Below are 23,958 nucleotides of genomic sequence, written 5' to 3'. Positions count from 1 at the left end.
AAGGCGCACCGGGGGGTGCGCCTGAATCAGCCTTCAAGGGGGTATGGCTCCCCCGCAATATACCGGACACGCTATCAGCTTGCGCGACGTGCGAGCCCCAGTATCACGCCAGGCGCATGGCTGATGCTGCTTTGCTTGCAGTCCATCAATGATGCGCGCCGCCGCCCAGATAGGCGGCCTTGACCGCCGGGTCGTTCTGCAGCTTGTCGGCGGGTCCGTGTACGGAGATCTTGCCATTCTCCAACACATAGCCGTAGTCCGCAACATTGAGCGCGGCAGCGGCGAACTGCTCCACCAGCAGCATGGTCACGCCCTGCTCCTTGAGCCGCACGATGATGCGGAAGACCTCATCCACCAGGATCGGCGCCAGCCCCATCGATGGCTCGTCCAGCAGGATCACTTCGGGGTTCAACATCACCGCGCGCGCCATGGCCAGCATCTGCTGCTCGCCGCCCGACAGGGTACCGGCCAGCTGCGTCTGCCGCTCCTTCAGGCGCGGGAACAGCTCCAGGGCGCGTTCCAGGTCGTGCGCGATATCGCCCTTGGGGCGGGCCCGCGTAAAGCGCGGGAAAGCGCCCAGCAGCAGGTTGTCGGTCACGCTCATGGTGGCGAAGACGCGCCGGCCTTCCGGCGAGTGCGCCAGGCCGTAGCGCGCGATGCGGTGCGAGTCCAGGCCGGTGATGTTCTTGCCGCCGAGCGTGACTTCCCCGCCCTTTGGTTTGATCATGCCGGAAATGGCGCGCATGGTGGTGGTCTTGCCGGCACCGTTGGAACCGATCAGGGTCACCACCTTGCCCTTGGGGACGTCCATCGAAATGCCATGCAGCACCTCGACCTTGCCGTAAGCGGCGTGCAGATTGGAAATGGTCAGCATGTTCAGGCTCCCGCGGGGCTGGGTGGGTTGTCGTGGGCATCGCCTGCGCCACTGCCGAGGTAGGCTTCGATGACCTTGGGGTCAGCCTGGACCTGGGCCGGCTTGCCTTCGGCGATCTTCTGGCCGAAGTCGAGCACGGTGACGGTATCGCAGATCGACATGACCACGTCCATGTGGTGTTCGATCAGGATGATGGTGATGCCGGCTTCGCGGATCTTGCGGATGATGGCGACGAGCTCCTTGATGTCCGGCGCCGTCAGGCCGGCGGCCGGTTCATCGAGCAGCAGCAGGCTGGGGTTCAGGCCCAGCGCACGGCCGATCTCCAGCAGGCGCTGCTTGCCGTAGGGCAGGTTGCGCGCCTCCTCGTTGGCCAGGTTGGCCAAGCCGACAAATTCCAGGATCGCAGCGGCGCGTTCCCGTGCGGCCTGCTCTTCGCGCACGTAGCGCGGCGTATTGACCATCACGTCGACCACGTTGCTGTTGAAGGTGTGGTGCAGGCCGACCAGCACGTTTTCAGTGGCCGTCATTTCACCGAACAGCTGCACGTTCTGGAAAGTGCGCGCCACGCCGCCCAGGGCGATGGTCGAAGGCGTATTGCCGGAGATCGGGCGACCGTCGTATTCCACCACGCCATCGGTAGGACGATAGATGCCGGTCAACACGTTCATCATGGTGCTCTTGCCCGAGCCGTTCGGGCCGATCAGGCCGTGCACGCTGCCTTTGCGCACATCCAGGTCAACCCGGTTCAAGGCCTTCAGGCCACCGAACTGCATCAGGATCTGGTTGACCTTCAGCAGCGTTGCGCCCTCGTCCTTGACGGAGTCGGTGGTGATGACGGCGCGCTCCTTGTCACCGGCGATCTGTTGGGCCACGGGCACGTGCTTGCTTAGCATGCGGCCGAACAGGCTGCGGCAGAAGCCGACGATGCCGTCCTGCAGGTAATACACGACGAACAGCGTCATCAAACCGAAGATGGTCAGGCGCCAATCGGTGATGTTTTCCAGCTTGTATGAGAAGGCGGCCATGGCGATGGTCGCCACCACCGGCACCGCGATGCCGCGGGCGGTCTTGGTCCCCTTGGCCAGCTGCACGCCGGCGCCGATCACCACGATCACGGCCAATACGGTAGCGATCTGGCGGAACAGGGCGATGTCAGACAGCAGGCTGGGCAGCATCACCACGATCAACGCGCCGATCAGCGAGCCGATGCGCGACTTGCGGCCCCCCATGATCACCGCCAGCAGGAACAGGATGGTCAGTTCGAAGTTGTAGGTATTGGGCGAGATGTACTCTTCCGAATACGCATACAAAGCGCCCGACAAACCGGCCAGCGCCGCGCTGATGATGAAGGCATAGACCTTGTAGCGATACACCGATACGCCCATGCAGTCCGAGGCGATCGGACTGTCGCGCAGCGCCTGGAAGGCACGGCCCAGGTTGGACTTGAGGATGCGATGCACCACCAGCATGGAGATCACCATCAGGATCGCCACCAGGTAGAAGAACTGCACTTCGTTCATCTTCTCGCCACCCATCATCGGCTTGGCGACCTTGATCCCGAGCGGGCCTTCGGTGAGGAAGGTCATCTCGTTGATCAGGATCTGGATGATGGTCCCGAAGGCCAGCGTCACCATGGCCAGGTAAGGACCGGTCACGCGCAGCGCCGGCAGCGCCAGGATGGCACCGAAGACGGCAGTCACGGCAATGGCCGCCGGAATCGTCACGAAGATCGGCAGGCCCAGCTTGAAGAACAGCACGCCAGCCGCGTAGGAGCCGATGCCGAACAGGCCCGCATGGCCCAGCGAGACCTGGCCGGTGTAGCCGACCACGATATCGAGCCCGAACAGCAGGATGGCGTAGATGAGGATGGTTTCGATCAGGTGCAGGTAATACGGGTTGTGCACCACCATGGGAATGCCGCCCAGCGCGGCGATGCCCAGCAAGGACAGCAGCAGGATTTTCTTGTTCATGGTGTCAGACCTTCTTGATCGCAGTTTTGCCGAAGAGGCCCGCAGGTTTCACCGCCAGCACCAGCAGCAGCAGCACCAGTCCCGGTACTTCCTTGTAGCCGGTCGAGATATAGAAACCGGTCACGGTTTCGGCCACGCCCAGGATCAGGCCGCCGACGATGGCGCCCATGCCCGAAGTCAGGCCGCCAATGATGGCCACCGCGAAGGCTTTCAGCCCCAGTGCCGCGCCCATGGTGGCGCCGGTCAGCGTCAGCGGCGCCACCAGCACGCCAGCGAAGGCGGCCGTGGCCGAAGACAGGGCATATGAAAAAGTGATCACCATGCTGGTATTGATGCCCATCAAGCCCGCCGCATCTCGGTCGTTGGAGGTGGCCACCACGGCCTTGCCATAGATCGACTTGCGATTGAACAATTCGACCGCCGCCATGATGAGCAAGGCACCGATCACCACCAGCACCTGCATCGGCTGCACGTTGGCACCGAAGACCTGGAAGGGCGTGCCGGAGATGGGCGACGGGAACGGCAGGTCGTCCTTGCCCCAGATGTTCTCGGCGACGTTCTTGAAGATGATGGCCAGCGCGATGGTGGACATGATCCAGCCGAATTCGGACTTGATCTTGATGGCCGGACGCACGCCGATCCATTCCACGAACATGCCCTGCAGGGCACCGAAGACCAGCACGATGGGGATCATCAGCCAGTAGTTGAGATAAGGCCCGCCGTGGATGTTGCCCACCACGGAGAGCCCGACCAGCGCGCCCAGCATCAGGGCTTCGCCCTGGCCGAAATTGAGCGTGCCGGACGTGGCAAAGGTCAGTTGGTAACCGAAGGCGATCACGGCATAGATCATGCCGAGCGCGATCCCGGAGAAGACCAGTTGTAAGAGGATGTCCATTGTATTTCCCAAGAAGCGGCTACCGCCGGGTGGCGGCGTAGAGCTGCAACGATCCCGCGGCGACCGCCCCCGGCGCCGTTAGAAATTCGTCAACAGATCGTGTGAAAAAGGCCAGCCCCCGGATCGCAAGGACTGGCCTCTTCGACTGCGTTACGTGAAGTGAAGCGAGTCGATTCTTATTTGCCGAGGATGACGCGGCCGTTCTTGACCTCGCCCATCACGACCATGCCAGGCTTGATGGCTTCGTGATCGTCATGGGTGAACGGCTTGTCATAGGTGGTGACCACGCCTTCGACCTTGGTGTTCAGGTTTTCCAGCGCAGCGCGAACCTTGTCGCCATCAGTGGTGCCAGCCTGCTTGATGGCAGCGGCCAGCAGCAGGATGGAGTCATAGCCCTGGGCAGCCGAGACGGCCGAAGGCATGCGGTCAACCTTGTAGGCCTTCTGGTAAGCCTCGATGAAGGCCTTGCGCTTGGGCGTGTTGCCGTCCTGAATGAAGGTTTGCGGCATGCGGGCACCATTGCCGTTCTTGCCGGAGTTGTCGATGAAGTTGCCCATCGACAGCGGCCAGCTGCCGATGATGGGCACTTGCCAGTTCAGCTTTTCCATGCCGTTGGCGATCTGCGCCAGTTCCGGGCCGATACCGTAGGTCAGCACGGCTTGTGCGCCGCCCTGCTTGGACTTGAGCAGCTGGGCCGTCATGTCCACATCCTTGATGTTGTACTTTTCGACGGCCACCGGGGTGACCTTCTTGTCGGCCAGCACCTTTTCCAGGTCTTCACGGCCGAGCTGGCCGTAGTTGGTGGAGTCGGCCAGGATGGCGACCTTGGTGAACTTCTGCTTGTCGACCGCTTCATCGGCGATCATCTTGGCCTGGATCTTGTCAGCGGCCGAGGTGCGGAAGATGTAGTTGTCCTTTTCCTTCTCGAACTGCTTGGTGATCACGGTGCCGGTCGCCACGTTGTTGATCACCGGGATCTTGGCTTCCTGGTAGAAGCGCTGCGAGGCCAGGGCCACGCCGGTGTTGATGAAGCCGACGGTGGCAACCACCTTTTCCTTGTTGATCAGTTCCTGGGCGATCTGCACGCCGCGTTCGTTCTTGGCTTCATCGTCGCGCTCGACCAGCTGGATCTGCCGGCCCAGCACGCCGCCAGCGGCATTGATCTCGGCCACGGCCAGCTTGACGCCATCACGCATGGACACGCCCATCGGGGCAGAGCCACCGGTGTAAGGGCCGGAAACGCCGATCTTGATCGGATCCGCAGCCTGCGAAGTGAGCGCCAGGCTCATCAGGGCAGCTGCAACAAAGGCTTGGGTCTTGTAGCTCATGTCATCCTCCAGAATGTAATTGTTGGCTAGCACGCGAGCGGGCGTAGCGCTTTTGGAACCCGCTCCGTGTGAACGAATTCTCCGCTCCCCTTCGCTCTGTGGCGAATCCTAGCGGGAGTGTCGGGCCGATTCTGTCCCAGTTTCCTTGCGCCAAACTTACAGGCTTGTCAGGAGCTGTCGCAGCTTCTCAGGCAGTGCAGTGGATTTCTCTTTCTTGAAATCGACCCAGACGATTTTTGCGGCACCGTCAGCATAAATGATCTGTTCATCGGCAGCGTCGCGGATGACATACGTAGTTTCCACACTCGTGCGCCCCAGGTGCCCCGCGCCCATCTGCACCAGGATGCTGGCGGGATACTTCATCTGCCGACGGAAATTGCAGTGCGCATTGACGATCACCGGGCCCTCCTCGCCTGCGATGGTGGGCCCGAACACCTCTTCCAGCCACTCGATGCGGCACTGCTCCATGAAGCGGAAATAGAGCGTGTTGTTGACGTGGCCGAAGGCGTCCATGTCGCCCCAGCGGATGCGCTGCTGCGAGACGTACAGGGGCTTGCTTGCGGCGGCTTCGTGACTGCTCATCGTGTGTCCTTTCCCGGTTTGATTCATCAATAACTGAAATTTTTTTCATGCGCGGCAGGGGGCCGCTGTCGCATTTGCGACGCAATGGCGACCCGCATGCTGCAGCATTTCCAGCGTCATTACCGATTCATGTTGCTCGCCCGCACAAGTTCATGACCTACAGAGGTCATGAGCGCCGGTAATGACATCCGCCGAATACGGCATGAGACCTGCCCTGAAAATCCCATAAAATACGGCACCTGCGGAAACCAACCAGCGCGGCGCGATAGACCGATTGACGCCGGCACCGGCTTCAGTTTGTGTGCATTGTTTCAGACATGAACGAAGGATGCTGAATAAAAAGGCTGCGAAATCGCCATTCCCTCTAGCGTTCCTTCGAAAAATACTTAACAATAGCACGATCGTTCGAAAAACAGGCAGTTCACATAACACGGGACACCCATGACTTCTTCTCAAGACTTGCTCGCACAATACGGCCCTCGCGAATCGATGGAATATGACGTCGTCGTCATCGGCGGCGGGCCCGCTGGTTTGTCGGCAGCGATTCGCCTCAAGCAGCTGGCTGCGCAACAGAACCGGGAAGTCTCGGTCTGCGTGCTGGAAAAAGGCAGCGAAGTCGGTGCCCACATCCTCTCCGGCGCGGTGATGGACCCGCGTGCATTGACCGAACTGATCCCCGACTGGAAGGAACAAGGCGCGCCCCTGAATACACCGGTGACCGAAGACCGTTTCCTGTTCCTCTCCGAGAGCAAGGCCTACAAGACCCCCAACTGGCTGCTGCCGACCTGCTTCCAGAACCATGGCAACTACGTGATCTCGCTGTCCAACGTCACCCGCTGGCTGGGCCAGCAGGCCGAGGCGCTGGGCGTGGAGATCTTCCCCGGCTTCCCGGCGGCCGAAGTGCTGTATCACGAGGATGGCTCGGTCAAGGGCGTGGCCACCGGAAACCTGGGCATCAACAAGGAAGGCGAACCGACCGGGGACTTCCAGCTGGGCATGGAGCTGCACGCGAAATACACCTTCTTCGCCGAAGGGGCGCGCGGCCACCTGGGCAAGCAGCTGATCGCCAAGTACAAGCTCGATGCCGGCCGCGACCCGCAGACCTATGCCATCGGTATCAAGGAACTGTGGGAAGTGAAGCCCGAAGTACACCAGCCCGGCCTGGTGGTTCACACCGCCGGCTGGCCGCTGGCCAATGACACCTATGGCGGCTCCTTCCTGTATCACCTGGAAAACAACCAGGTCGCCGTCGGCTACGTCGTAGGACTGGCCTACCAGAATCCATATCTTTCGCCCTTCGAGGAATTCCAGCGCTACAAGACCCATCCGGAGATCCGCAAGTTCTTCGAAGGTGGCAAACGCATCTCTTACGGCGCACGTGCCATCACGGCCGGTGGCGTGCAATCGCTGCCCAAGCTGGTCTTCCCCGGTGGCACCCTGCTGGGTTGCGATGCGGGCTTCCTCAATGCCTCGCGCATCAAGGGCAGCCATGCCGCCATCAAGAGCGGCATGCTGGCCGCAGATGCCGCCTTCGCGGCGCTGGGCGAGAACCGCCAGTCCGATGAGCTGGCGGCTTACCCGGCCGCCTTCGAGGCTTCCTGGCTGAAGGAAGAACTGCACAAGGCACGCAATTTCAAGCCGTCGATGAGCAAGGGATTGATCACCGGTACCCTGCTGGTCGGCATAGACCAGGTGCTCTTCGGCGGCAAGGCGCCGTGGACGCTGCGCCATACCCACGCCGACCACGAATGCCTGCGCCCGGCTTCGGACTTCGCGCCGATCGCCTATCCCAAGCCGGATGGCAAGCTGACCTTTGACCGCCTGTCTTCGGTCTTCATCTCCAATACCAACCACGGTGAAGACCAGCCCGCGCACCTGACGCTGAAGGACAAGAATGTTCCGGTGCAGGTGAATCTGGCCAAGTACGCCGGCCCGGAATCGCGCTACTGCCCGGCCGGGGTGTATGAATTCGTCAAGAACGAGGACAATTCCGATCGCCTGCAGATCAACGCGCAGAACTGCGTGCACTGCAAGACCTGCGACATCAAGGACCCGACACAGAATATCGTGTGGGTCACCCCGGAAGGCGGCGGCGGGCCGAACTACTCGGGCATGTAAGCGCCCTTCCCTGTCTCGCAAAAACGAAAGCCGCATCCTTGTCAGGGATGCGGCTTTTTTCGTTGGGTCAGCACAGTTCTCAGATGCCGGCCGGGCGTTCGGGCGGGGTCCAGCTGCCATTGATTATCTTCTCCAGCCAGAACACCCCGATCACGGTCTTCACATCCGTGATCTGGCCATTGCGTACCTGTTCCAGCAGCTCGGCCAGCGGGGCCTTGTAGATGTCGAGGAATTCACCTTCATCCAACTCCCGCTCGCCCTCTTTCAAGCCACGCGCCAGATACAGCACCAGATGTTCATCCGAATAGGCGATGGCATTGTGAATGGTGCACACGTATTGCCATTCTGTGGCGGTATAACCGGTCTCTTCCTTCAGTTCGCGCTTGGCGCACTCCAGCGTATCCTCGCCCGGATCGATCTTCCCGGCCGGGAATTCGATGAAGACCCGGTGCAGCGGATAGCGGAACTGGCGCTCCATCAACACGCTGCCGTCCTCGAACAGTGGCAGCACCGTGACTGCACCGGGGTGCTTGATGTATTCGCGGCTGGTTTCCTTGCCGTCCGGGAGCACGATGGTGTCCTTTTGGACCTTGAGGAAATGGCCGTCGTAAACCTGGCGAGTGTCTTTCTGCGTCTCTTTGAGATGGGCGTCCATGAGTTGTGCGAGGGGATGAGGTTGGAGAAGAAAAACGACTGGCCGCGCCCGACCGGCACGCACCAAGAAAAAAGGCGCCAGTCAGTGACCGACGCCTCTTGCAGGCTGCTTCAGGCGTGCTGCTTGCGCAGGTATCGCATCACATAGCCAGGATAGGCCAGCACCAGGAACAGACAAGCGGTGATGGCATAGAATTCCCAGCCCTGCGAAAAGACGTTGCCGATGCCGCTTTCCAGCAGATGGGCAGCGACGCCGACCAGGAAATACAGCACCACCAGTTCCAGCAGCCGCAGCCAGATCGGTTTGACCCAGGCGGCGTCCTTGTTCAGCGGAATCAGGCCGAACAATTGCTGGTTGAAGAAAGGCAAATTGGCCGCCACGGCGGCCAACAGGATGACGATCCAGCTGAACAGGGAAACGTTCATTTCCCTGTTTCCTTACGCCACGACCTTGCTGAGGAAGGTCGCCAGGGTGCTGACGATGGCGTTGGTGCAGGCATCCATCAGGTGCCCCGGCCACAGGCCGATGGCCAGGGCGGCGATACCGTTCAAGCTCAGCACGACACGCATTTCAGGCGTAGCGACGATCTTGCTGGTGTCGGTGGGCTCATCGAAATACATCACCTTGACCACGCGGATGTAGTAGAAGGCACCGATCAGCGAGAAGACCACGGCCAGCACCGGCAGCCAGATCTGGCCAGTGGCCATGGCGGCCTGCAGCACCGACAGCTTGGCGTAGAAGCCCACCAGCGGGGGAATACCGGCCAGCGAGAACATCATGATCATCATCACGGCGGCGAACCACGGGCTACGCTGGTTCAGGCCCTTGAAGTCGTCCAGGGTGTCAGCTTCGAAGCCCGAGCGCGACAGCAGGATGATGACGCCGAAGGAACCCAGGGTAGTGATCACATAGGTCACCGCGTAGAACAGCGAAGAGCTGTAGGCGTTGACGGCCGAGAACAGGTTGCCGTCCACCACGCCCGACAGCATGCCCAAGAGCATGAAGCCCATGTGCGAGATGGTCGAGTAGGCCAGCATGCGCTTGATGTTGGTCTGTGCGATGGCGGTGACGTTGCCCAGGATGATGGACAGCACGGCCAGCACCATCAGCATCTGCTGCCAGTCCACGGCCAGCGGCAGCATGCCTTCGACCAGCAGACGGAAGGTGATGGCGAAGGTCGCCAGCTTCGGTGCGGCACCCAGCAGCAAGGTCACCGGGGTGGGCGAACCTTGGTAGACGTCAGGCACCCACATGTGGAAGGGCACGGCACCCAGCTTGAAGGCCAGGCCAGCCACCACGAACACGATGCCGAACACCAGCGGGGTGCGGTCAACGGTACCGGAGACGATGGCGCGGAAGACTTCGTTCAGTTCCAGGGCACCGCCGGTCGCGCCATAGAGCATCGACATGCCGTACAGCAGGAAACCGGAGGCCAGTGCACCCAGGATGAAGTACTTCATGCCGGCTTCGGTCGAAGCGGCGTGGTCACGGCGCAGGGCCACCAGGGCGTACAGCGACAGCGACATCAGTTCCAGGCCCAGGTAGATGGACAGGAAGCTGTTGCCGGAGATCATGACCATCTGGCCCAGCAGCGCGAACAGCGCCAGGGCGTAATATTCGCCGCCCAGGGGACCACCGGTGATGCCGCGAGCAGTGTTGTACTGGCGCGAGTAGATGAGCGTGACGCCCACCCCCAGGTAGGTGAACAGCTTCAACAGGTTGGCCAGCGGATCGGACACGAACATGTTGTTGAACGTGTAGACCGTAGCGCCCGTGTTGAGGTCGGCAAAGGTCAGTACCGCACACACCACCATCGCTGCCAGGGACAGCAGATAGGTAATGACGCGCTTGCTTTCCGGCAGGAACATATCGATCAGCAGGATCGCGGAAGTCGCGATCAGCAGAAATATTTCCGGATAGACAGGGATCAGATTCATGTTATTCATTTAGTTACTACCGCTTGTGTACGCCCGCTTGTGTCGCGACCTTGATCGCGCCGCCCGACCGGCAATGCCACACCGGCTCGTCTCGTTACTCGTTGTTGCCCAGCTTGGTTGTCGGCGGGACGCGAGCGCCCCGCCCTTCACTTCTTCTGCGCAGATCAGTTGATCTTGGAGACCGCCACGTGCTTCAGCAGGTCGGTCACCGAGGTCTGGATGCTGTCGGTGATGATGCCGGGATAAATACCCATGACCAGGGTAGCGATCGCCAGCAGGCCCAGGATGAAGAACTCGCGGCCATTCACATCCACCAGTTCAGCCACGTGATGGTTGGTCACGGCACCGAAGATCACGCGCTTGGCCAGCCACAGCGAGTACGCCGCGCCCAGGATCAGGGCGGTAGCAGCCAGCAGGCCAATCCAGAAATTGAACTTCACTGCACCCAGGATCACCATGAATTCGCCGACGAAACCGGAAGTGGCCGGCAGGCCGCAGTTGGCCAGCGAGAACAGGATGAAGAAGAAGGCGAAGCGCGGCATCTTGTTGACCACACCGCCGTACTGCGAAATCTCACGGGTGTGCATCTGGTCATACAGCACGCCGATACACATGAACATCGCGCCGGAGACGAAACCGTGCGAGATCATCTGCACGATACCGCCCTGCACTGCCATGTCGTTGAACATGAAGAAGCCCAGGGTGACGAAGCCCATGTGGGCGATCGACGAGTAGGCGACCAGTTTCTTCATATCCTGCTGGACCAGGGCCACCAGACCGATGTAGATCACGGCCACCAGTGACAGGAAGATCATGAAACCCGACAGCGCATGGCTGGCGTCCGGCAGGATTGGCAGCGAGAAGCGCAGGAAACCGTAGGCACCCAGCTTCAGCATGATGGCAGCCAACACGATGGAGCCACCGGTCGGTGCCTGCACGTGGGCGTCAGGCAGCCAGGTGTGCACCGGCCACATCGGCACCTTCACCGCGAAAGCGGCCAGGAAGGCGAAGAACAGGATCTTCTGTTCCATCATCGACAGCGGCACCTGATGCCAGGTCGGGATCTCGAAGCTGCCGCCCGACACGTAGTACAGGTAGATCAGGGCGATGAGCATCAGCAGCGAACCCAGCAGCGTGTACAGGAACAGCTTGAAGGCTGCATACACGCGGTTGTCGCCGCCCCAGACGCCCACGATGATGAACATCGGGATCAGGGTCGCTTCGAAGAAGGCGTAGAACAGCATCGCATCCAGCGAGGAGAACACGCCGATCATGATGCCGGAGAGGATCAGGAAGGCACCCATGTACTGGGCCACGCGCTTCTGGATCACCACCCAGCCGGCCAGCACCACGATGACCGTGATGAAGGCGGTCAGCGGCACGAACCACAGCGAGATGCCGTCCAGCCCGAGGAAGTAGCTGATGCTGAAGCGGTCGATCCAGGGCGTCTTTTCGACGAACTGGTAACCGTGCGCCAGCGGATCGAAGTGCTGGATCAGCGGGAAAGTAACGACCAGGCCGACCAGCGACCCGAACAGCGCCAGCCAGCGGGTCAGGCCCGGATTGCTGTCGCGGCCCAGTGCCAGGACGAGGATGCCGAAGACGATCGGTACCCAGATCGCGAGGCTCAAGATGGGAAATGTTGACTGCATCATGGTTGTTATTTACTCGGACAGCTTATTTGGCGAACGGGAACGGCATGAACCACACCAGGAAACCCAGCACCCCGATGATCATCACGAACGCATAGTGATAGATGTAACCGGACTGCCAGAGACGCGTGAATTTCGAGAACCAGCCGACGACCTTGGCGCTGCCGTTGACGAACAGGCCGTCGATGATGCCACGGTCGCCCACGGTGGACAGTCCGCTGCCCAGCAGGCGGGCACCGCCGGCGAAGACGACTTCGTTGAACTTGTCCATGTAGTACTTGTTGTCCAGGATGGTGTAGATGATGCTGAACTTTTCCTTGAACCAGGCCGGCACGCGCGGGTTGATCATGTAGCAGTAGTACGCCACGACCACACCGGCGATAGCCAGCCACAGCGGCGCGCTGGTGAAGGCGTGCAGCACCATGGCCACCGGGCCGTGGTATTCGTGGGCCAGTTCTTCCATGACCTTGTGATTTTCACCGAAGAAGATCACGCCCTTGAAGAAGTCGCCATACAGCATCGGCGAGATCGCGAAGAAACCGACGATGACCGAGGGAATGGCCAGCAGGATCAGCGGCAGGGTCACCACCAGCGGCGACTCGTGCGGCTTCTGACCCGGGGCCAGGCCGTGATGATGCTCATCGTGGCCGTGATCGTCGTGGGCATCGTGCGCATGGTCGTCATGCACGCCGTGGGCCGCAGCCGGAGCGTGGTGATCGTCATGGCCGTGCGCTTGGCCGAAACGCTCCTTGCCATGGAAGACCATGAAATACATGCGGAAGGAGTAGAAGGCCGTCACGAAGACGCTGGCCAGCACGGCGAAATACGCGAAGCCCGAACCGGCCAGGTGCGACTCGGCCGCGGCTTCGATGATCGAATCCTTGGAGTAGAAGCCCGAGAAGAACGGGGTGCCGATCAGCGCCAGCGAACCCAGCAGCGAAGTGATCCAGGTGATGGGCATGTACTTGCGCAGGCCGCCCATGTTGCGCATGTCCTGGTCGTGGTGCATGCCGATGATGACCGAACCGGCACCCAGAAACAGCAGTGCCTTGAAGAAGGCGTGGGTCATCAGGTGGAACACGGCCACCGAGTAGGCCGACGCACCCAGTGCCACGGTCATGTAACCCAGCTGCGACAGAGTGGAGTAAGCGACCACGCGCTTGATGTCGTTCTGCATGGTGCCCAGGAAGCCCATGAACAGCGCCGTGATGGCACCGATCACCAGGATGAAGGACAGCGCCGTGTCGGACAGTTCGAACAGCGGCGACATGCGGGTCACCATGAAGATACCGGCCGTCACCATGGTGGCGGCGTGGATCAGCGCGGAAATCGGGGTCGGGCCTTCCATCGAGTCCGGCAGCCAGACGTGCAGCGGGAACTGGGCCGACTTGCCCATGGCACCCACGAACAGGCAGATACATGCCACGGTCAGCAGCATCCAGTCGGTACCCGGCAGGGTCAGCTGGGCCAGCTCGGCGCGCTTGTCGAAGACTTCGGTGTAGTTCATCGAACCGGCGTAGGCCAGCAGCAGGCCGATACCCAGGATGAAGCCGAAGTCACCCACGCGGTTGACCAGGAAGGCCTTCATGTTGGCCTTGATGGCGGTCGGGCGGGTGTACCAGAAACCGATCAGCAGGTAGGACACCAGGCCCACCGCTTCCCAGCCGAAGAACAGCTGCAGGAAGTTGTTGCTCATGACCAGCATGAGCATGGAGAAGGTGAACAGCGAGATGTAGGAGAAGAAGCGGTTGTAGCCTTCATCTTCGGCCATGTAGCCGATGGTGTAGATGTGCACCATCAGGGACACGAAGGTCACCACGCACATCATCATCGCGGTCAGGCTGTCGACCATGAAGCCGATCTCCAGCTTGAGGCCGGCCACCGTCATCCAGTTGTACAGCGTACCGTTGTAGGTCGCGCCGTCCAGCACTGCGAGCAGGGTCTGGATGGAGATGATGGCGGCGATCAGCACGCCCAGGATGGTCGCGGTATGCGACACCTTGCGGCCAACCACGTTGCCGAAGAATTTGGTACCCAGCAGACCGGCGATGGCCGAGCCTGCCAGCGGCGCCAGGGGTACAGCAAGAAGAAGATGTGGGTTAAGTTGCCCAGCCATGATGAACCTTATCGCTTATTGGCTGCCCCGCCCGCAGCGCTGCTGCAAGGGGGCCTCCCATCTTTAAATGAAATTCAAACCAGAACGCAAAAACAGGACGCTGCGGATGCCGACTCAGCCCTTGAGGCTGTCGAGGTCTTCCACGTTGATGGTATCCAGGTTACGGAACAGCACCACCAGAATCGCCAGACCGATGGCGGACTCAGCCGCAGCCACGGTCAGGATGAAGAACACGAAGATCTGTCCGCCCGCGTCACCGAGGTAATGCGAGAAAGCAATGAAGTTCATGTTGACCGCAAGCAGCATCAGTTCGATGGCCATCAGCAGGACGATGACGTTCTTGCGGTTCAGGAAAATGCCGACGATCGAGATCGCGAACAGGATCGCGCCGATGATCAGGTAGTGGGAGAGCGTGATTGCCATGATTCTTGTGCGCCCTTCTTAAGATTGTTGACCGGCGGCCGGCTTGTCGGCCGCTGCAGCGGCAGCGTCGGCTGCGGGTGCATTGCGGGTGGATTCGGCCTTCATGCTGACCAGGCGCACGCGGTCCGATGCCTTGACCTTGACGGCCTGGGCCGGATCGAAGTACTTGCTGTCCTTGCGCTTGCGCAGGGTCAGTGCCACGGCGGCGACGATGGCCACCAGCAGGATCACGGCCGCCACTTCAAAGGCGTAGACGTATTCGGTGAAGATCAGCTTGCCCAGCGGCTTGGTCTGGCCCAGCGTGTCGGAGACGGCCGGCACCTGCGATTCGTAGACCCAGAAGCTGTTGAGCAGCACGGCTGCCATTTCCAGCACGATGATCACGCCGATGGTGGCCGCCAGCGGGAAGTAGCCCCAGAAGCCTTCGCGCAGCTTGTCCATGTTGATATCGAGCATCATCACCACGAACAGGAACAGCACCATCACCGCGCCGACATAGACCAGCACCAGCACGATGGCCAGGAACTCGGCCTTGAGCAGCATCCAGAGGCCCGCTGCCGAGAAGAAGGACAGCACCAGGAACAGCGCCGCATGCACCGGGTTGCGGGCCGTGATGACGCGAACGGCGGCGATTACCACCAGCACCGCGAACACGTAGAACAAGACAGTTTTAAATTCCATAATCAACCAGAAGTTGGTTCATCCAATCAGCACGGGGACCGCACAGCAGGCCACCCCATCGCAATACATCCGACACCTTGCCGCAAGCCCTGGACCACCCTGCCCGGCTGCCCCGTATTTCGCAGGGCCACCCGGCAGCACCGATCAACGGTAGGCGGCGTCGGCCGCACGTGCAGCCGCGATTTCGTTTTCGTAACGGTCGCCCACTGCCAGCAGCATTTCCTTGGTGTAGTACAGGTCGCCCCGCTTTTCACCGTGGTATTCCAGGATGTGCGTTTCGACGATCGAGTCGACCGGGCAGGACTCTTCGCAGAAACCGCAGAAGATGCACTTGGTCAGGTCGATGTCGTAGCGGCTGGTGCGACGGGTTCCGTCGTCACGCTGCTCGGATTCGATGGTGATGGCCATCGCCGGGCAGACCGCTTCGCACAGCTTGCAAGCGATGCAGCGTTCTTCACCGTTGGGATAACGGCGCAGCGCGTGCAGGCCGCGGAAACGCGGGGACATCGGCGTCTTTTCCTCGGGGAACTGCACGGTGATCTTGCGCTTGAACAGGTAGCGACCGGTCAGGGCCAGGCCCTTGAACAGTTCGCGGAGCATCAGGCTGCCGAAAAAATCCTTAATAGCTTCCATTTTTAGCCTCAGCCTTCCAACTTATTTCCAGATATTCCAGGGCGACTGGATCCAGATCGCCACGACCACCAGCCAGACCAGGGTCAGCGGGATGAACACTTTCCAGCCCAGACGCATGATCTGGTCATAGCGGTAGCGCGGGAACGATGCGCGGATCCACACGTACAGCGACAGGAAGAAGAAGGTCTTCAAGCCCAGCCAGATCCAGCCCGGGATGAAGTCCAGCGCGGACACCGGAGCCGACCAGCCGCCGAAGAACAGCAGTGCGGTCAGGATCGAGATCAGGATCATCGCGGCGTATTCGGCCAGGAAGAACATGGCGAAGGACATGCCCGAGTATTCGATCATGTGACCGGCCACGATTTCGGATTCACCTTCCACCACGTCGAACGGGTGGCGGTTGGTCTCGGCCACGCCGGAGACGAAGTAGATCACGAAGATCGGCAGCAGCGGCAGCCAGTTCCAGGACAGGAAGTTCAGGCCCATGCCGGCGAACTGCCCCTTGGTCTGGGCCAGCACGATGTCGGTCATGTTCAGGCTGCCGGTGACCATCAGCACCACCACCAGGCAGAAGCCCATCGAGATTTCGTAGGACACCATCTGTGCCGAAGCGCGCATCGCACCCAGGAAGGCGTACTTCGAGTTCGAGGCCCAGCCGGCGATGATGATGCCGTAGACTTCCATCGAGGTAATGGCCATCAGATACAGCAGGCCGGCGTTGACGTTGGCCAGCACGTGTTCCGGCGAGAACGGCACCACCGCCCAGGCGGCCAGCGCCGGCATGATGGTCATCACCGGCGCCAGGTAGAACAGCGCCTTGTTGGCCTTGGACGGCGTCGAGATTTCCTTGAAGATCAGCTTGACGGCGTCAGCGATGGGCTGCAGCAGACCGGCGGGACCCACACGGTTCGGGCCCAGACGCACGTGCATCCAGCCGATCAGCTTGCGCTCCCAGTAGGTCATGTAGGCCACGCACACCAGCAGCGGCACCATCACCACCAGGATCTTGACCAGAGTCCACACCAGCGTGAACAGGGTCGGACCCAGCAGCGCCGGTCCCACATTGTTGATTTGGGCGATCAGGTGATCCATTTTTACGCTTTCTCCACGACGATTGCGCCAAACATGCCGCCCAGTGCAGCGGTGGAGGCGTGCGCAGCAGCGACGCGAACCACGTTTTCCGGCAGTTTCTTATCGATGGCGGCGGTCAGCGCAGCGCTGCCCGAGCCTTGCTTGACGTTGACCTTGTCGCCTTCAGCCACACCCAGCTTGGCGGCCAGGGTAGCCGACAGCCATGCCTTCGGAGCCTGGCCGTCGCGGGTTTCCAAGAGCGGCGGCGAACGGCGTGCGATGGCGTCGGCGAAGTAGATGGGCACATCGGCCACGCGCTCGACACCACCGGCGGCGGCTTGCACAGCCTGCGCTTGTACGCTGGCAATGTTGTTCAGGCGCGCCGACAGGTCGGTTTCTTTGCCCAGCAGCTCGTCGCGGATGGATTCGGCGGTTTCGTAATCGAAGTTTTCCAGTTCCAGCAGGTTGCCCAGCACGCGCAGGACCTTCCAGCCCGGACGCGCATCGCCGGCCGGCTTGACGGTACCGTTGAAGCTTTGCGCACGGCCTTCGGCATTGACGAAGGTGCCGGCGGTTTCGGTGAAGGGCGCGATCGGCAGCAGCACGTCGGCGTAGTCGGCACCGTGCTGGTAGGCCGACATCACCACGACCATCTCGGCCTGGTTCAGGGCGGCACGCGCAGCTTGCGGATCGTAGCTGTCCAGTTCCGGCTCGGCGTTGAGCAACAGGTAAGCCTTGCGCGGCTGTGCGAATGCGGCAGCGGCGTTCGCGCCCTTGCCCGGGGTCGGCACGGCGTTGGCCAGGTAGCCACCGACGGCGTTGCCACCATCGGTCAGCACACCCAGCTTGGCACCGGTCTGTTCGGCGATCCACTGTGCGGCGGCATGCAGTTGCGCAGCTTGCGGATGCTGGACGGCGGCGTTGCCGAGGAAGACGCCACGGCCTTCACCCGACAGCAGGCTGGCAGCGGTTGCCTTGGCAGCGTCCGATGCCACCACGCCAGCGTAGGCGGCAGGAGCAGCCACACCCTTGGCTTCAGCCACGGCCACGGCCACTTCGGCCAGGGCGGACAGCCATGCCGAGGGAGCGGCGATGATCTTGTTGGCGATCGGCATGAGCAGATCGTCGTCGGTGGCGTGCAGCACGCTGACCTTGGCACCGCTCTTGGCGGACTGGCGCAGGCGGGCCGACAGCAGCGGATGATCCTTGCGCAGGAAGGAACCGATCACGAAGACGCGGTTCAGCTGCGAGAATTCGACGATGGACATGCCCAGCCACGGCTTGATCTGGCCATCCAGGCCGAAGTCGGACTGGCGCAGGCGGAAATCGACGTTATCCGAACCGACACCGCGCACCAGCTTCTGCAGCAGGCTCAGTTCTTCCAGCGTGGAGTACGGGGTAGCCAGCGCGGCGATGGAATCAGCACCGTGCTCGTGACGGATGTTGCGCAGGCCATGGGCGACGTATTCCAGCGCGGTCTGCCAGTCCACTTCCTGCCACTTGCCGTCTTGCTTCAACATCGGCTTGGTCAGGCGTTGTTCGCTGTCCAGCGCTTCGTAGGCGAAACGGTCCTTGTCGGAGATCCAGCACTCGTTGACTTCTTCGTTTTCGAAGGGCAGCACGCGCATGACCTTGCCATTCTTGACCTGGACGATCAGGTTGGCACCAACGCTGTCGTGCGGGCTCACCGACTTGCGGCGCGACAGTTCCCAGGTACGGGCGCTGTAGCGGAACGGCTTGGAGGTCAACGCACCGACCGGGCACAGGTCGATCATGTTGCCCGACAGTTCGGAGTCCACGGTCTTGCCGACGAAGGTGGTGATCTCGGAATGCTCACCGCGACCCAGCATGCCCAGCTCCATCACGCCGGCCACTTCCTGGCCGAAGCGCACGCAGCGGGTGCAGTGGATGCAGCGGTTCATTTCCTTCATGGAGATCAGCGGACCGACGTCCTTGGGCTCCACGACGCGCTTTTCTTCCTGGTAGCGCGAGGAGGAACCGCCGTAACCGACGGCCAGATCCTGCAGCTGGCACTCACCGCCCTGGTCGCAGATAGGGCAATCCAGCGGGTGGTTGATCAGGAGGAATTCCATCACGCCCTTCTGGGCCTTGACCGCCTTGTCGCTGGCGGTGCGCACGATCATGCCGTTGTTGACCGGCGTGGCGCAGGCAGGCAGCGGCTTCGGGGCCTTTTCAACCTCGACCAGGCACATGCGGCAGTTGGCCGCGATGGACAGTTTCTTGTGATAGCAGAAGTGAGGGATGTACGTGCCGATCTTGTTGGCAGCGTCCATGACCATGCTGCCTTCTTGCACTTCAACCTTCTTGCCGTCTATTTCGATTTCAACCATGGCTGTTTGCCCAAGCTAAATATTCTTTGCCAACGATACCGACGGAAGGCTTATCGCATCCCGCCAGCATCCCCTGCCTTGTTCAGATGTAAGCCGGAACCAGGCAGTGTTTGTGCTCGATGTGGTATTCGAACTCTTCGCGGAAATTCTTCACGAACGCGCGTACCGGCATCGCCGCTGCATCACCGAGCGCACAGATGGTGCGACCCTGGATGTTGTCGGCTACCGAGTTCAGTACGTCCAGATCTTCCATCTTGCCGTGACCGTTTTCGATACGCTCCACCATGCGGTACATCCACCCGGTGCCTTCGCGGCACGGTGTGCACTGGCCGCAGGATTCTTCATAGTAGAAGTAGGACAGGCGCAGCAGCGACTTGACCATGCAACGCGTCTCGTCCATCACGATCACCGCGCCCGAACCCAGCATCGAGCCGGCCTTGGCGATGGCATCGTAGTCCATGGTGGTGTCCATCATGACGTCGCCACGGATCACCGGTGCGGACGAACCACCCGGGATGACGGCCTTGATCTTCTTGCCGCCGCGCATGCCACCGGCCAGTTCCAGCAGGGTGGAGAACGGCGTGCCCAGCGGGATCTCGTAGTTGCCCGGACGCTCGACGTCGCCCGAGATCGAGAAGATCTTGGTACCGCCGTTGTTGGGCTTGCCCATCTCGGCGTAGGCCTGCGGGCCCACCTTGAAGATGAAAGGCACGGCCGCAAAGGTCTCGGTGTTGTTGATGGTGGTCGGCTTGCCGTACAGGCCGAAGCTGGCCGGGAACGGCGGCTTGAAGCGCGGCTGGCCCTTCTTGCCTTCCAGCGACTCCAGCAGTGCGGTTTCTTCGCCGCAGATGTAGGCGCCATAACCGTGGTGCGCATGCAGCTGGAAGCTGAAACCGGTACCGAGGATGTTGTCACCCAGGAAGCCGGCCGCACGGGCTTCTTCCAGGGCTTCTTCGAAACGCTCGTACTCGGCGAAGATTTCACCGTGGATGTAGTTGTAGCCGACCGTGATGCCCATTGCGTAGCCGCCGATGATCATGCCTTCGATCAATGCGTGCGGATTGTAACGAATGATGTCACGGTCCTTGAAAGTGCCCGGCTCACCTTCATCTGTATTGCACACGAGGTATTTCTGGCCCGGGAACTGGCGCGGCATGAAGCTCCACTTCAGGCCGGTCGGGAAACCCGCACCGCCGCGGCCACGCAGGCCCGAGGCCTTGAGGTCGGCGATGACTTGTTCCGGAGTGATCTTCTCGTTGAGGATGCGCTTGAGCGAATCGTAGCCGCCGCGCTTGACGTAATCCTCGAGATGCCAGTTCTCGCCATTCAGGTCGGCGAGGATCAGCGGTTTGATGTGGCGGTCGTGCAGGCAGGTCATTTCTTCAGTTCCTCCAGCAGCGCGTCGATCTTTTCGTTGGACATCCAGCTGCACATTTGATGGTTGTTGACCAGCATGACCGGTGCGTCGCCGCAAGCGCCCATGCATTCGCCTTCCATCAGCGTGAACTGGCCGTCGGCCGTGGTTTCGCGATAATCGATGCCCAGCTTGTGCTTCAGGTGATGGGCAGCACGCTCGCCACCCGACAGCAGACACGGCAGGTTGGTGCACACGGTGATCTTGTGCTTGCCCACCGGGCTGGTGTTGAACATGTTGTAGAAGGTCGCGACTTCCTGCACGGCCACGGCGGGCATGCCGATGTAGTCGGCAATTTCCTGCTGCAGCTCGGCCGGCAGCCAGCCATGTTCCACCTGGGCGATGCGCAGCGCGGACATGACCGCAGACTGGCGCTGGTCCGCCGGGTATTTCGCGAGTTCGCGATCGATTTTCTTAAGGGCTTCTTGACTTAACAGCATATCGTTGGCCATCCATGCGCATCAGTACTGCGCGGTTATTGGATATTCCCCAAACTTGACGGGCTTCCTGAGAAGCCCGCCTTGACTCTTACACTTCGACTTATCGGTCGATTTCCCCGAACACGATGTCTTGCGTACCAATGATGGTGACCGCATCGGCAATCATGTGGCCCTTGGCCATTTCGTTCAGGGCTTGCAGGTGGGCAAAGCCCGGGGCACGGATCTTCAGGCGGTACGGCTTGTTGGCACCGTCGGAGACCAGATAGATACCGAATTCACCCTTGGGATGCTCGACCGCAGCATACGCTTCGCCGGCAGGCACACGGAAGCCTTCGGTGAACAGCTTGAAGTGGTGGATCAGGTCTTCCATGTTGGACTTCATGTCCGCACGTTTGGGAGGCGCGATCTTGTGGTTGTCGGTAATGACCGGACCCGGATTGTTGCGCAGCCACTCCACACATTGCTTGATGATGCGGTTGGACTGGCGCATTTCGGCCACGCGCACCAGGTAACGGTCGTAGCAGTCGCCGTTCTTGCCGATGGGGATATCGAAGTCCAGCAGGTCATACACTTCATACGGCTGCTTCTTGCGCAGGTCCCAGGCGATGCCCGAGCCACGCAGCATCGGACCGGTGAAGCCCATCTGCAATGCACGTTCCGGCGAGACCACGCCGACGCCGACCAGACGCTGCTTCCAGATACGGTTGTCGGTCAGCAGGGTTTCGTATTCGTCGACATAGGTCGGGAAACGATTGGTGAAGTCTTCGATGAAGTCCAGCAGCGAACCCTGGCGATTTTCGTTCAGTTCGCGGATGGCCTTCTCGTTGCGCACGATGGACGCCTTGTACTGCGGCATGCTGTCCGGCAGGTCGCGGTAGACGCCGCCCGGACGGTAGTAAGCCGCGTGCATGCGGGCGCCGGAGACGGCTTCGTAGCAGTCGAACAGGTCTTCACGCTCACGGAAGGCATACAGCAGCACGCCCATGGCGCCCACGTCCAGCGCGTGCGCGCCGATCCACATCAGGTGGTTCAGCAGGCGGGTGATTTCGTCGAACATCACGCGGATGTACTGCGCGCGCAGCGGCACTTCCAGACCCAGCAGGCGCTCGATGGCCAGCACGTAACCGTGCTCGTTGCTCATCATCGAGACGTAGTCCAGGCGATCCATGTAAGGCACGGATTGCAGGAAGGTCTTCTGTTCGGCCAGCTTTTCGGTACCACGGTGCAGCAGGCCGATGTGGGGGTCGGCGCGCTGAATGACTTCACCATCCAGCTCCAGCACCAGACGCAACACGCCGTGCGCGGCCGGGTGCTGGGGACCGAAGTTCAGCGTATAGTTTTTGATCTCTGCCATTATTTGATCCCGTAGTTTTCTTCACGAATGATGCGCGGGGTGATTTCGCGCGGCTCGATCGTTACGGGTTGATAGATGACGCGTTTCTGTTCGGCGTCGTAACGCATTTCGACATAGCCGGACACCGGGAAGTCCTTGCGGAAGGGGTGACCAATGAAGCCATAGTCGGTCAGGATGCGGCGCAGGTCGGGGTGGCCATCGAAGAGGATGCCGTAGAAGTCGAACGCTTCACGCTCGTACCAGCCAGCCGAATTCCAGATCGGATCGACCGAGGCCACGATGGGCAGGTCGTCATCCGGCGCGAACACGCGCACACGCACACGCCAGTTGTGCGAGATCGACATCAGGTGCGACACCACGGCAAAGCGCGGACCGTCCCAGGCACCATCGCCATAGGTCGAATAATCCACGCCGCACAGGTCCAGCAATTGTTCGAAACGGGTGTCGGCATGGTCGCGCAGCACGCGCATGGCCGACAGGTAGTCAGCGGCCTTGACCACCACGGTGACTTCACCGAGGGCCACGGTCAGGTTCTGAAGATACCCTCCAAGCGCATTACGCAGGGCGGCTTCGAGAGTTTCCAATTTTGTCGTCATACTGCCCTCTTAGCGCGCGATGGTGTTGGTGCGCTTGATCTTGTTCTGCAGCTGGATCACGCCATACAGCAGCGCTTCCGCCGTCGGCGGGCAACCCGGCACATACACATCGACCGGCACGATGCGATCGCAGCCACGCACCACCGAATACGAATAGTGGTAATAGCCGCCACCATTGGCACAGGAGCCCATGGAGATCACCCAGCGCGGTTCCGGCATCTGGTCGTAGACCTTGCGCAGCGCCGGCGCCATCTTGTTGCACAGGGTGCCGGCCACGATCATCAGGTCGGACTGGCGCGGCGACGGACGGAACACCGCACCGAAGCGGTCCAGGTCGTAACGCGACGCACCGACGTGCATCATTTCAACCGCGCAGCACGCCAGACCAAAGGTCATGGGCCACAGGGATCCGGTACGGGTCCAGTTGATTACCTTATCCAGCGAGGTGGTAACAAACCCCTCATTCAATACGCCTTCAATAGACATGGCTTACTCCCAATCCAGGGCACCCTTTTTCCAGATGTACCAAAATCCGACAACAAATTCAGCGATGAAGACCATCATCGTGACGAAACCTTGCCAGCCCAGCTCACGCATGGACACGCCCCAAGGGAAGAAGAAGGCGGTTTCCAGATCAAACAGGATGAACAGGATGGCGATCAGGTAGTAGCGCACATCGAACTTCATGCGCGCATCTTCGAATGCTTCGAAACCGCATTCGTAAGGAGAAGTTTTTTGAGCGTCCGGCTTGTGCGGACCAAGAAGACGACCGAGGAGCTGGGGAGCGACACCGACACCGATGCCGACAAGAATAAACAGGAGGACTGGGAAGTAATTTTCGAGGTTCACGATTGGCCGCTATGCGTTG

Annotated in this window: 22 protein-coding genes; 1 reads left to right on the top strand and 21 read right to left on the bottom strand. The window is 60.9% G+C overall.

Annotated features, from left to right (window positions below; genetic code table 11):
• Nucleotides 1-145 precede the first annotated feature (145 nt).
• From ACWFUC_RS14135 to ACWFUC_RS14115, 5 genes are all read right to left on the bottom strand, one after another.
• The gene (locus ACWFUC_RS14135) at nucleotides 146-874 is read right to left on the bottom strand and encodes an ABC transporter ATP-binding protein (RefSeq protein WP_034330243.1); all 729 of its coding nucleotides are present in this window, start codon (nucleotides 872-874) and stop codon (nucleotides 146-148) included.
• Nucleotides 875-876: 2 nt separating this feature from the next.
• Entirely contained in the window at nucleotides 877-2,844 is a 1,968-nt protein-coding gene (locus ACWFUC_RS14130) for a branched-chain amino acid ABC transporter ATP-binding protein/permease (RefSeq protein ID WP_489625227.1), read from the bottom strand.
• 4 nt (nucleotides 2,845-2,848) lie between these two features.
• Nucleotides 2,849-3,739: a branched-chain amino acid ABC transporter permease gene (locus ACWFUC_RS14125; RefSeq protein WP_039786681.1), complete on the bottom strand. Its 891-nt coding sequence runs from the start codon at nucleotides 3,737-3,739 to the stop codon at nucleotides 2,849-2,851.
• Nucleotides 3,740-3,915: 176 nt separating this feature from the next.
• Entirely contained in the window at nucleotides 3,916-5,067 is a 1,152-nt protein-coding gene (locus tag ACWFUC_RS14120) for an ABC transporter substrate-binding protein (protein ID WP_034337699.1), read from the bottom strand.
• A gap of 156 nt (nucleotides 5,068-5,223) precedes the next feature.
• Nucleotides 5,224-5,649, bottom strand: a complete 426-nt coding sequence (locus ACWFUC_RS14115; protein ID WP_088754193.1) for an acyl-CoA thioesterase — start codon at nucleotides 5,647-5,649, stop codon at nucleotides 5,224-5,226.
• 441 nt (nucleotides 5,650-6,090) lie between these two features.
• Between ACWFUC_RS14115 and ACWFUC_RS14110 the strand changes: the two genes are divergently transcribed.
• A complete protein-coding gene (locus ACWFUC_RS14110; RefSeq protein ID WP_489625226.1) occupies nucleotides 6,091-7,767 on the top strand; it encodes an electron transfer flavoprotein-ubiquinone oxidoreductase in 1,677 nt (558 codons plus the stop codon).
• A 79-nt stretch (nucleotides 7,768-7,846) separates the two neighbouring features.
• Here the strand turns inward: ACWFUC_RS14110 and ACWFUC_RS14105 are convergent, their stop codons facing one another.
• The 16 genes from ACWFUC_RS14105 to ACWFUC_RS14030 form a co-directional block, all read right to left on the bottom strand.
• A complete protein-coding gene (locus tag ACWFUC_RS14105; RefSeq protein WP_134135085.1) occupies nucleotides 7,847-8,422 on the bottom strand; it encodes an NUDIX domain-containing protein in 576 nt (191 codons plus the stop codon).
• Nucleotides 8,423-8,532: 110 nt separating this feature from the next.
• A complete protein-coding gene (locus tag ACWFUC_RS14100; protein WP_259434758.1) occupies nucleotides 8,533-8,847 on the bottom strand; it encodes a DUF2818 family protein in 315 nt (104 codons plus the stop codon).
• 12 nt (nucleotides 8,848-8,859) lie between these two features.
• On the bottom strand, nucleotides 8,860-10,368 hold the full coding sequence (gene nuoN / locus ACWFUC_RS14095; RefSeq protein ID WP_489625225.1) for an NADH-quinone oxidoreductase subunit NuoN: 1,509 nt from the start codon (nucleotides 10,366-10,368) through the stop codon (nucleotides 8,860-8,862).
• Between the two features lie 155 nt (nucleotides 10,369-10,523).
• The gene (locus tag ACWFUC_RS14090; RefSeq protein WP_039786695.1) at nucleotides 10,524-12,014 is read right to left on the bottom strand and encodes an NADH-quinone oxidoreductase subunit M; all 1,491 of its coding nucleotides are present in this window, start codon (nucleotides 12,012-12,014) and stop codon (nucleotides 10,524-10,526) included.
• 22 nt (nucleotides 12,015-12,036) lie between these two features.
• On the bottom strand, nucleotides 12,037-14,127 hold the full coding sequence (gene nuoL / locus ACWFUC_RS14085; RefSeq protein ID WP_034337678.1) for an NADH-quinone oxidoreductase subunit L: 2,091 nt from the start codon (nucleotides 14,125-14,127) through the stop codon (nucleotides 12,037-12,039).
• Between the two features lie 114 nt (nucleotides 14,128-14,241).
• Nucleotides 14,242-14,550 carry an NADH-quinone oxidoreductase subunit NuoK gene (gene nuoK, locus ACWFUC_RS14080; RefSeq protein WP_013233782.1) on the bottom strand — a complete coding sequence of 103 codons (309 nt, stop codon included), beginning with the start codon at nucleotides 14,548-14,550 and terminating at the stop codon, nucleotides 14,242-14,244.
• Nucleotides 14,551-14,568: 18 nt separating this feature from the next.
• Nucleotides 14,569-15,231 carry an NADH-quinone oxidoreductase subunit J gene (locus tag ACWFUC_RS14075; protein WP_034337675.1) on the bottom strand — a complete coding sequence of 221 codons (663 nt, stop codon included), beginning with the start codon at nucleotides 15,229-15,231 and terminating at the stop codon, nucleotides 14,569-14,571.
• Nucleotides 15,232-15,375: 144 nt separating this feature from the next.
• Nucleotides 15,376-15,864: an NADH-quinone oxidoreductase subunit NuoI gene (gene nuoI, locus ACWFUC_RS14070; RefSeq protein ID WP_039786702.1), complete on the bottom strand. Its 489-nt coding sequence runs from the start codon at nucleotides 15,862-15,864 to the stop codon at nucleotides 15,376-15,378.
• A 21-nt stretch (nucleotides 15,865-15,885) separates the two neighbouring features.
• A complete protein-coding gene (gene nuoH / locus ACWFUC_RS14065; RefSeq protein WP_121039202.1) occupies nucleotides 15,886-16,956 on the bottom strand; it encodes an NADH-quinone oxidoreductase subunit NuoH in 1,071 nt (356 codons plus the stop codon).
• Nucleotides 16,957-16,958: 2 nt separating this feature from the next.
• On the bottom strand, nucleotides 16,959-19,286 hold the full coding sequence (nuoG, locus tag ACWFUC_RS14060; protein WP_489625224.1) for an NADH-quinone oxidoreductase subunit NuoG: 2,328 nt from the start codon (nucleotides 19,284-19,286) through the stop codon (nucleotides 16,959-16,961).
• Nucleotides 19,287-19,368: 82 nt separating this feature from the next.
• Nucleotides 19,369-20,664, bottom strand: coding sequence for an NADH-quinone oxidoreductase subunit NuoF (gene nuoF, locus ACWFUC_RS14055; RefSeq protein ID WP_008327658.1), 1,296 nt, complete (start codon nucleotides 20,662-20,664; stop codon nucleotides 19,369-19,371).
• A complete protein-coding gene (gene nuoE, locus ACWFUC_RS14050) occupies nucleotides 20,661-21,152 on the bottom strand; it encodes an NADH-quinone oxidoreductase subunit NuoE (RefSeq protein WP_006712943.1) in 492 nt (163 codons plus the stop codon). The genes nuoF and nuoE overlap by 4 nt, the downstream gene beginning before the upstream one ends.
• Before the next feature lie 88 nt (nucleotides 21,153-21,240).
• The gene (locus ACWFUC_RS14045) at nucleotides 21,241-22,494 is read right to left on the bottom strand and encodes an NADH-quinone oxidoreductase subunit D (RefSeq protein WP_034330584.1); all 1,254 of its coding nucleotides are present in this window, start codon (nucleotides 22,492-22,494) and stop codon (nucleotides 21,241-21,243) included.
• Nucleotides 22,494-23,090 carry an NADH-quinone oxidoreductase subunit C gene (locus ACWFUC_RS14040; protein WP_034330585.1) on the bottom strand — a complete coding sequence of 199 codons (597 nt, stop codon included), beginning with the start codon at nucleotides 23,088-23,090 and terminating at the stop codon, nucleotides 22,494-22,496. Before ACWFUC_RS14040 ends, ACWFUC_RS14045 begins: the two co-directional genes overlap by 1 nt.
• 9 nt (nucleotides 23,091-23,099) lie before the next feature.
• Nucleotides 23,100-23,576 (bottom strand): NuoB/complex I 20 kDa subunit family protein, encoded by a 477-nt coding sequence (locus ACWFUC_RS14035; protein WP_006712940.1) that lies wholly within the window; start codon nucleotides 23,574-23,576, stop codon nucleotides 23,100-23,102.
• 3 nt (nucleotides 23,577-23,579) lie between these two features.
• Nucleotides 23,580-23,939 (bottom strand): NADH-quinone oxidoreductase subunit A, encoded by a 360-nt coding sequence (locus tag ACWFUC_RS14030; protein WP_006712939.1) that lies wholly within the window; start codon nucleotides 23,937-23,939, stop codon nucleotides 23,580-23,582.
• Nucleotides 23,940-23,958: the final 19 nt, after the last annotated feature.

It is taken from the genome of Herbaspirillum sp. Her4 (assembly GCF_057961335.1).
The sequence above is the reverse complement of the archived record's forward strand: the minus strand, read 5'-3'. Positions and strand labels throughout refer to the sequence as shown.

Coding starts and splice junctions, on each gene's coding strand:
- ACWFUC_RS14135 (WP_034330243.1), bottom strand. CDS start 874: ATGCTGACCATTTCCAATCTGCACGCCGCTTACGGCAAGGTCGAGGTG.
- ACWFUC_RS14130 (WP_489625227.1), bottom strand. CDS start 2,844: ATGAACAAGAAAATCCTGCTGCTGTCCTTGCTGGGCATCGCCGCGCTG.
- ACWFUC_RS14125 (WP_039786681.1), bottom strand. CDS start 3,739: ATGGACATCCTCTTACAACTGGTCTTCTCCGGGATCGCGCTCGGCATG.
- ACWFUC_RS14120 (WP_034337699.1), bottom strand. CDS start 5,067: ATGAGCTACAAGACCCAAGCCTTTGTTGCAGCTGCCCTGATGAGCCTG.
- ACWFUC_RS14115 (WP_088754193.1), bottom strand. CDS start 5,649: ATGAGCAGTCACGAAGCCGCCGCAAGCAAGCCCCTGTACGTCTCGCAG.
- ACWFUC_RS14110 (WP_489625226.1), top strand. CDS start 6,091: ATGACTTCTTCTCAAGACTTGCTCGCACAATACGGCCCTCGCGAATCG.
- ACWFUC_RS14105 (WP_134135085.1), bottom strand. CDS start 8,422: ATGGACGCCCATCTCAAAGAGACGCAGAAAGACACTCGCCAGGTTTAC.
- ACWFUC_RS14100 (WP_259434758.1), bottom strand. CDS start 8,847: ATGAACGTTTCCCTGTTCAGCTGGATCGTCATCCTGTTGGCCGCCGTG.
- nuoN (WP_489625225.1), bottom strand. CDS start 10,368: ATGAATAACATGAATCTGATCCCTGTCTATCCGGAAATATTTCTGCTG.
- ACWFUC_RS14090 (WP_039786695.1), bottom strand. CDS start 12,014: ATGATGCAGTCAACATTTCCCATCTTGAGCCTCGCGATCTGGGTACCG.
- nuoL (WP_034337678.1), bottom strand. CDS start 14,127: ATGGCTGGGCAACTTAACCCACATCTTCTTCTTGCTGTACCCCTGGCG.
- nuoK (WP_013233782.1), bottom strand. CDS start 14,550: ATGGCAATCACGCTCTCCCACTACCTGATCATCGGCGCGATCCTGTTC.
- ACWFUC_RS14075 (WP_034337675.1), bottom strand. CDS start 15,231: ATGGAATTTAAAACTGTCTTGTTCTACGTGTTCGCGGTGCTGGTGGTA.
- nuoI (WP_039786702.1), bottom strand. CDS start 15,864: ATGGAAGCTATTAAGGATTTTTTCGGCAGCCTGATGCTCCGCGAACTG.
- nuoH (WP_121039202.1), bottom strand. CDS start 16,956: ATGGATCACCTGATCGCCCAAATCAACAATGTGGGACCGGCGCTGCTG.
- nuoG (WP_489625224.1), bottom strand. CDS start 19,286: ATGGTTGAAATCGAAATAGACGGCAAGAAGGTTGAAGTGCAAGAAGGC.
- nuoF (WP_008327658.1), bottom strand. CDS start 20,664: ATGACCTGCCTGCACGACCGCCACATCAAACCGCTGATCCTCGCCGAC.
- nuoE (WP_006712943.1), bottom strand. CDS start 21,152: ATGGCCAACGATATGCTGTTAAGTCAAGAAGCCCTTAAGAAAATCGAT.
- ACWFUC_RS14045 (WP_034330584.1), bottom strand. CDS start 22,494: ATGGCAGAGATCAAAAACTATACGCTGAACTTCGGTCCCCAGCACCCG.
- ACWFUC_RS14040 (WP_034330585.1), bottom strand. CDS start 23,090: ATGACGACAAAATTGGAAACTCTCGAAGCCGCCCTGCGTAATGCGCTT.
- ACWFUC_RS14035 (WP_006712940.1), bottom strand. CDS start 23,576: ATGTCTATTGAAGGCGTATTGAATGAGGGGTTTGTTACCACCTCGCTG.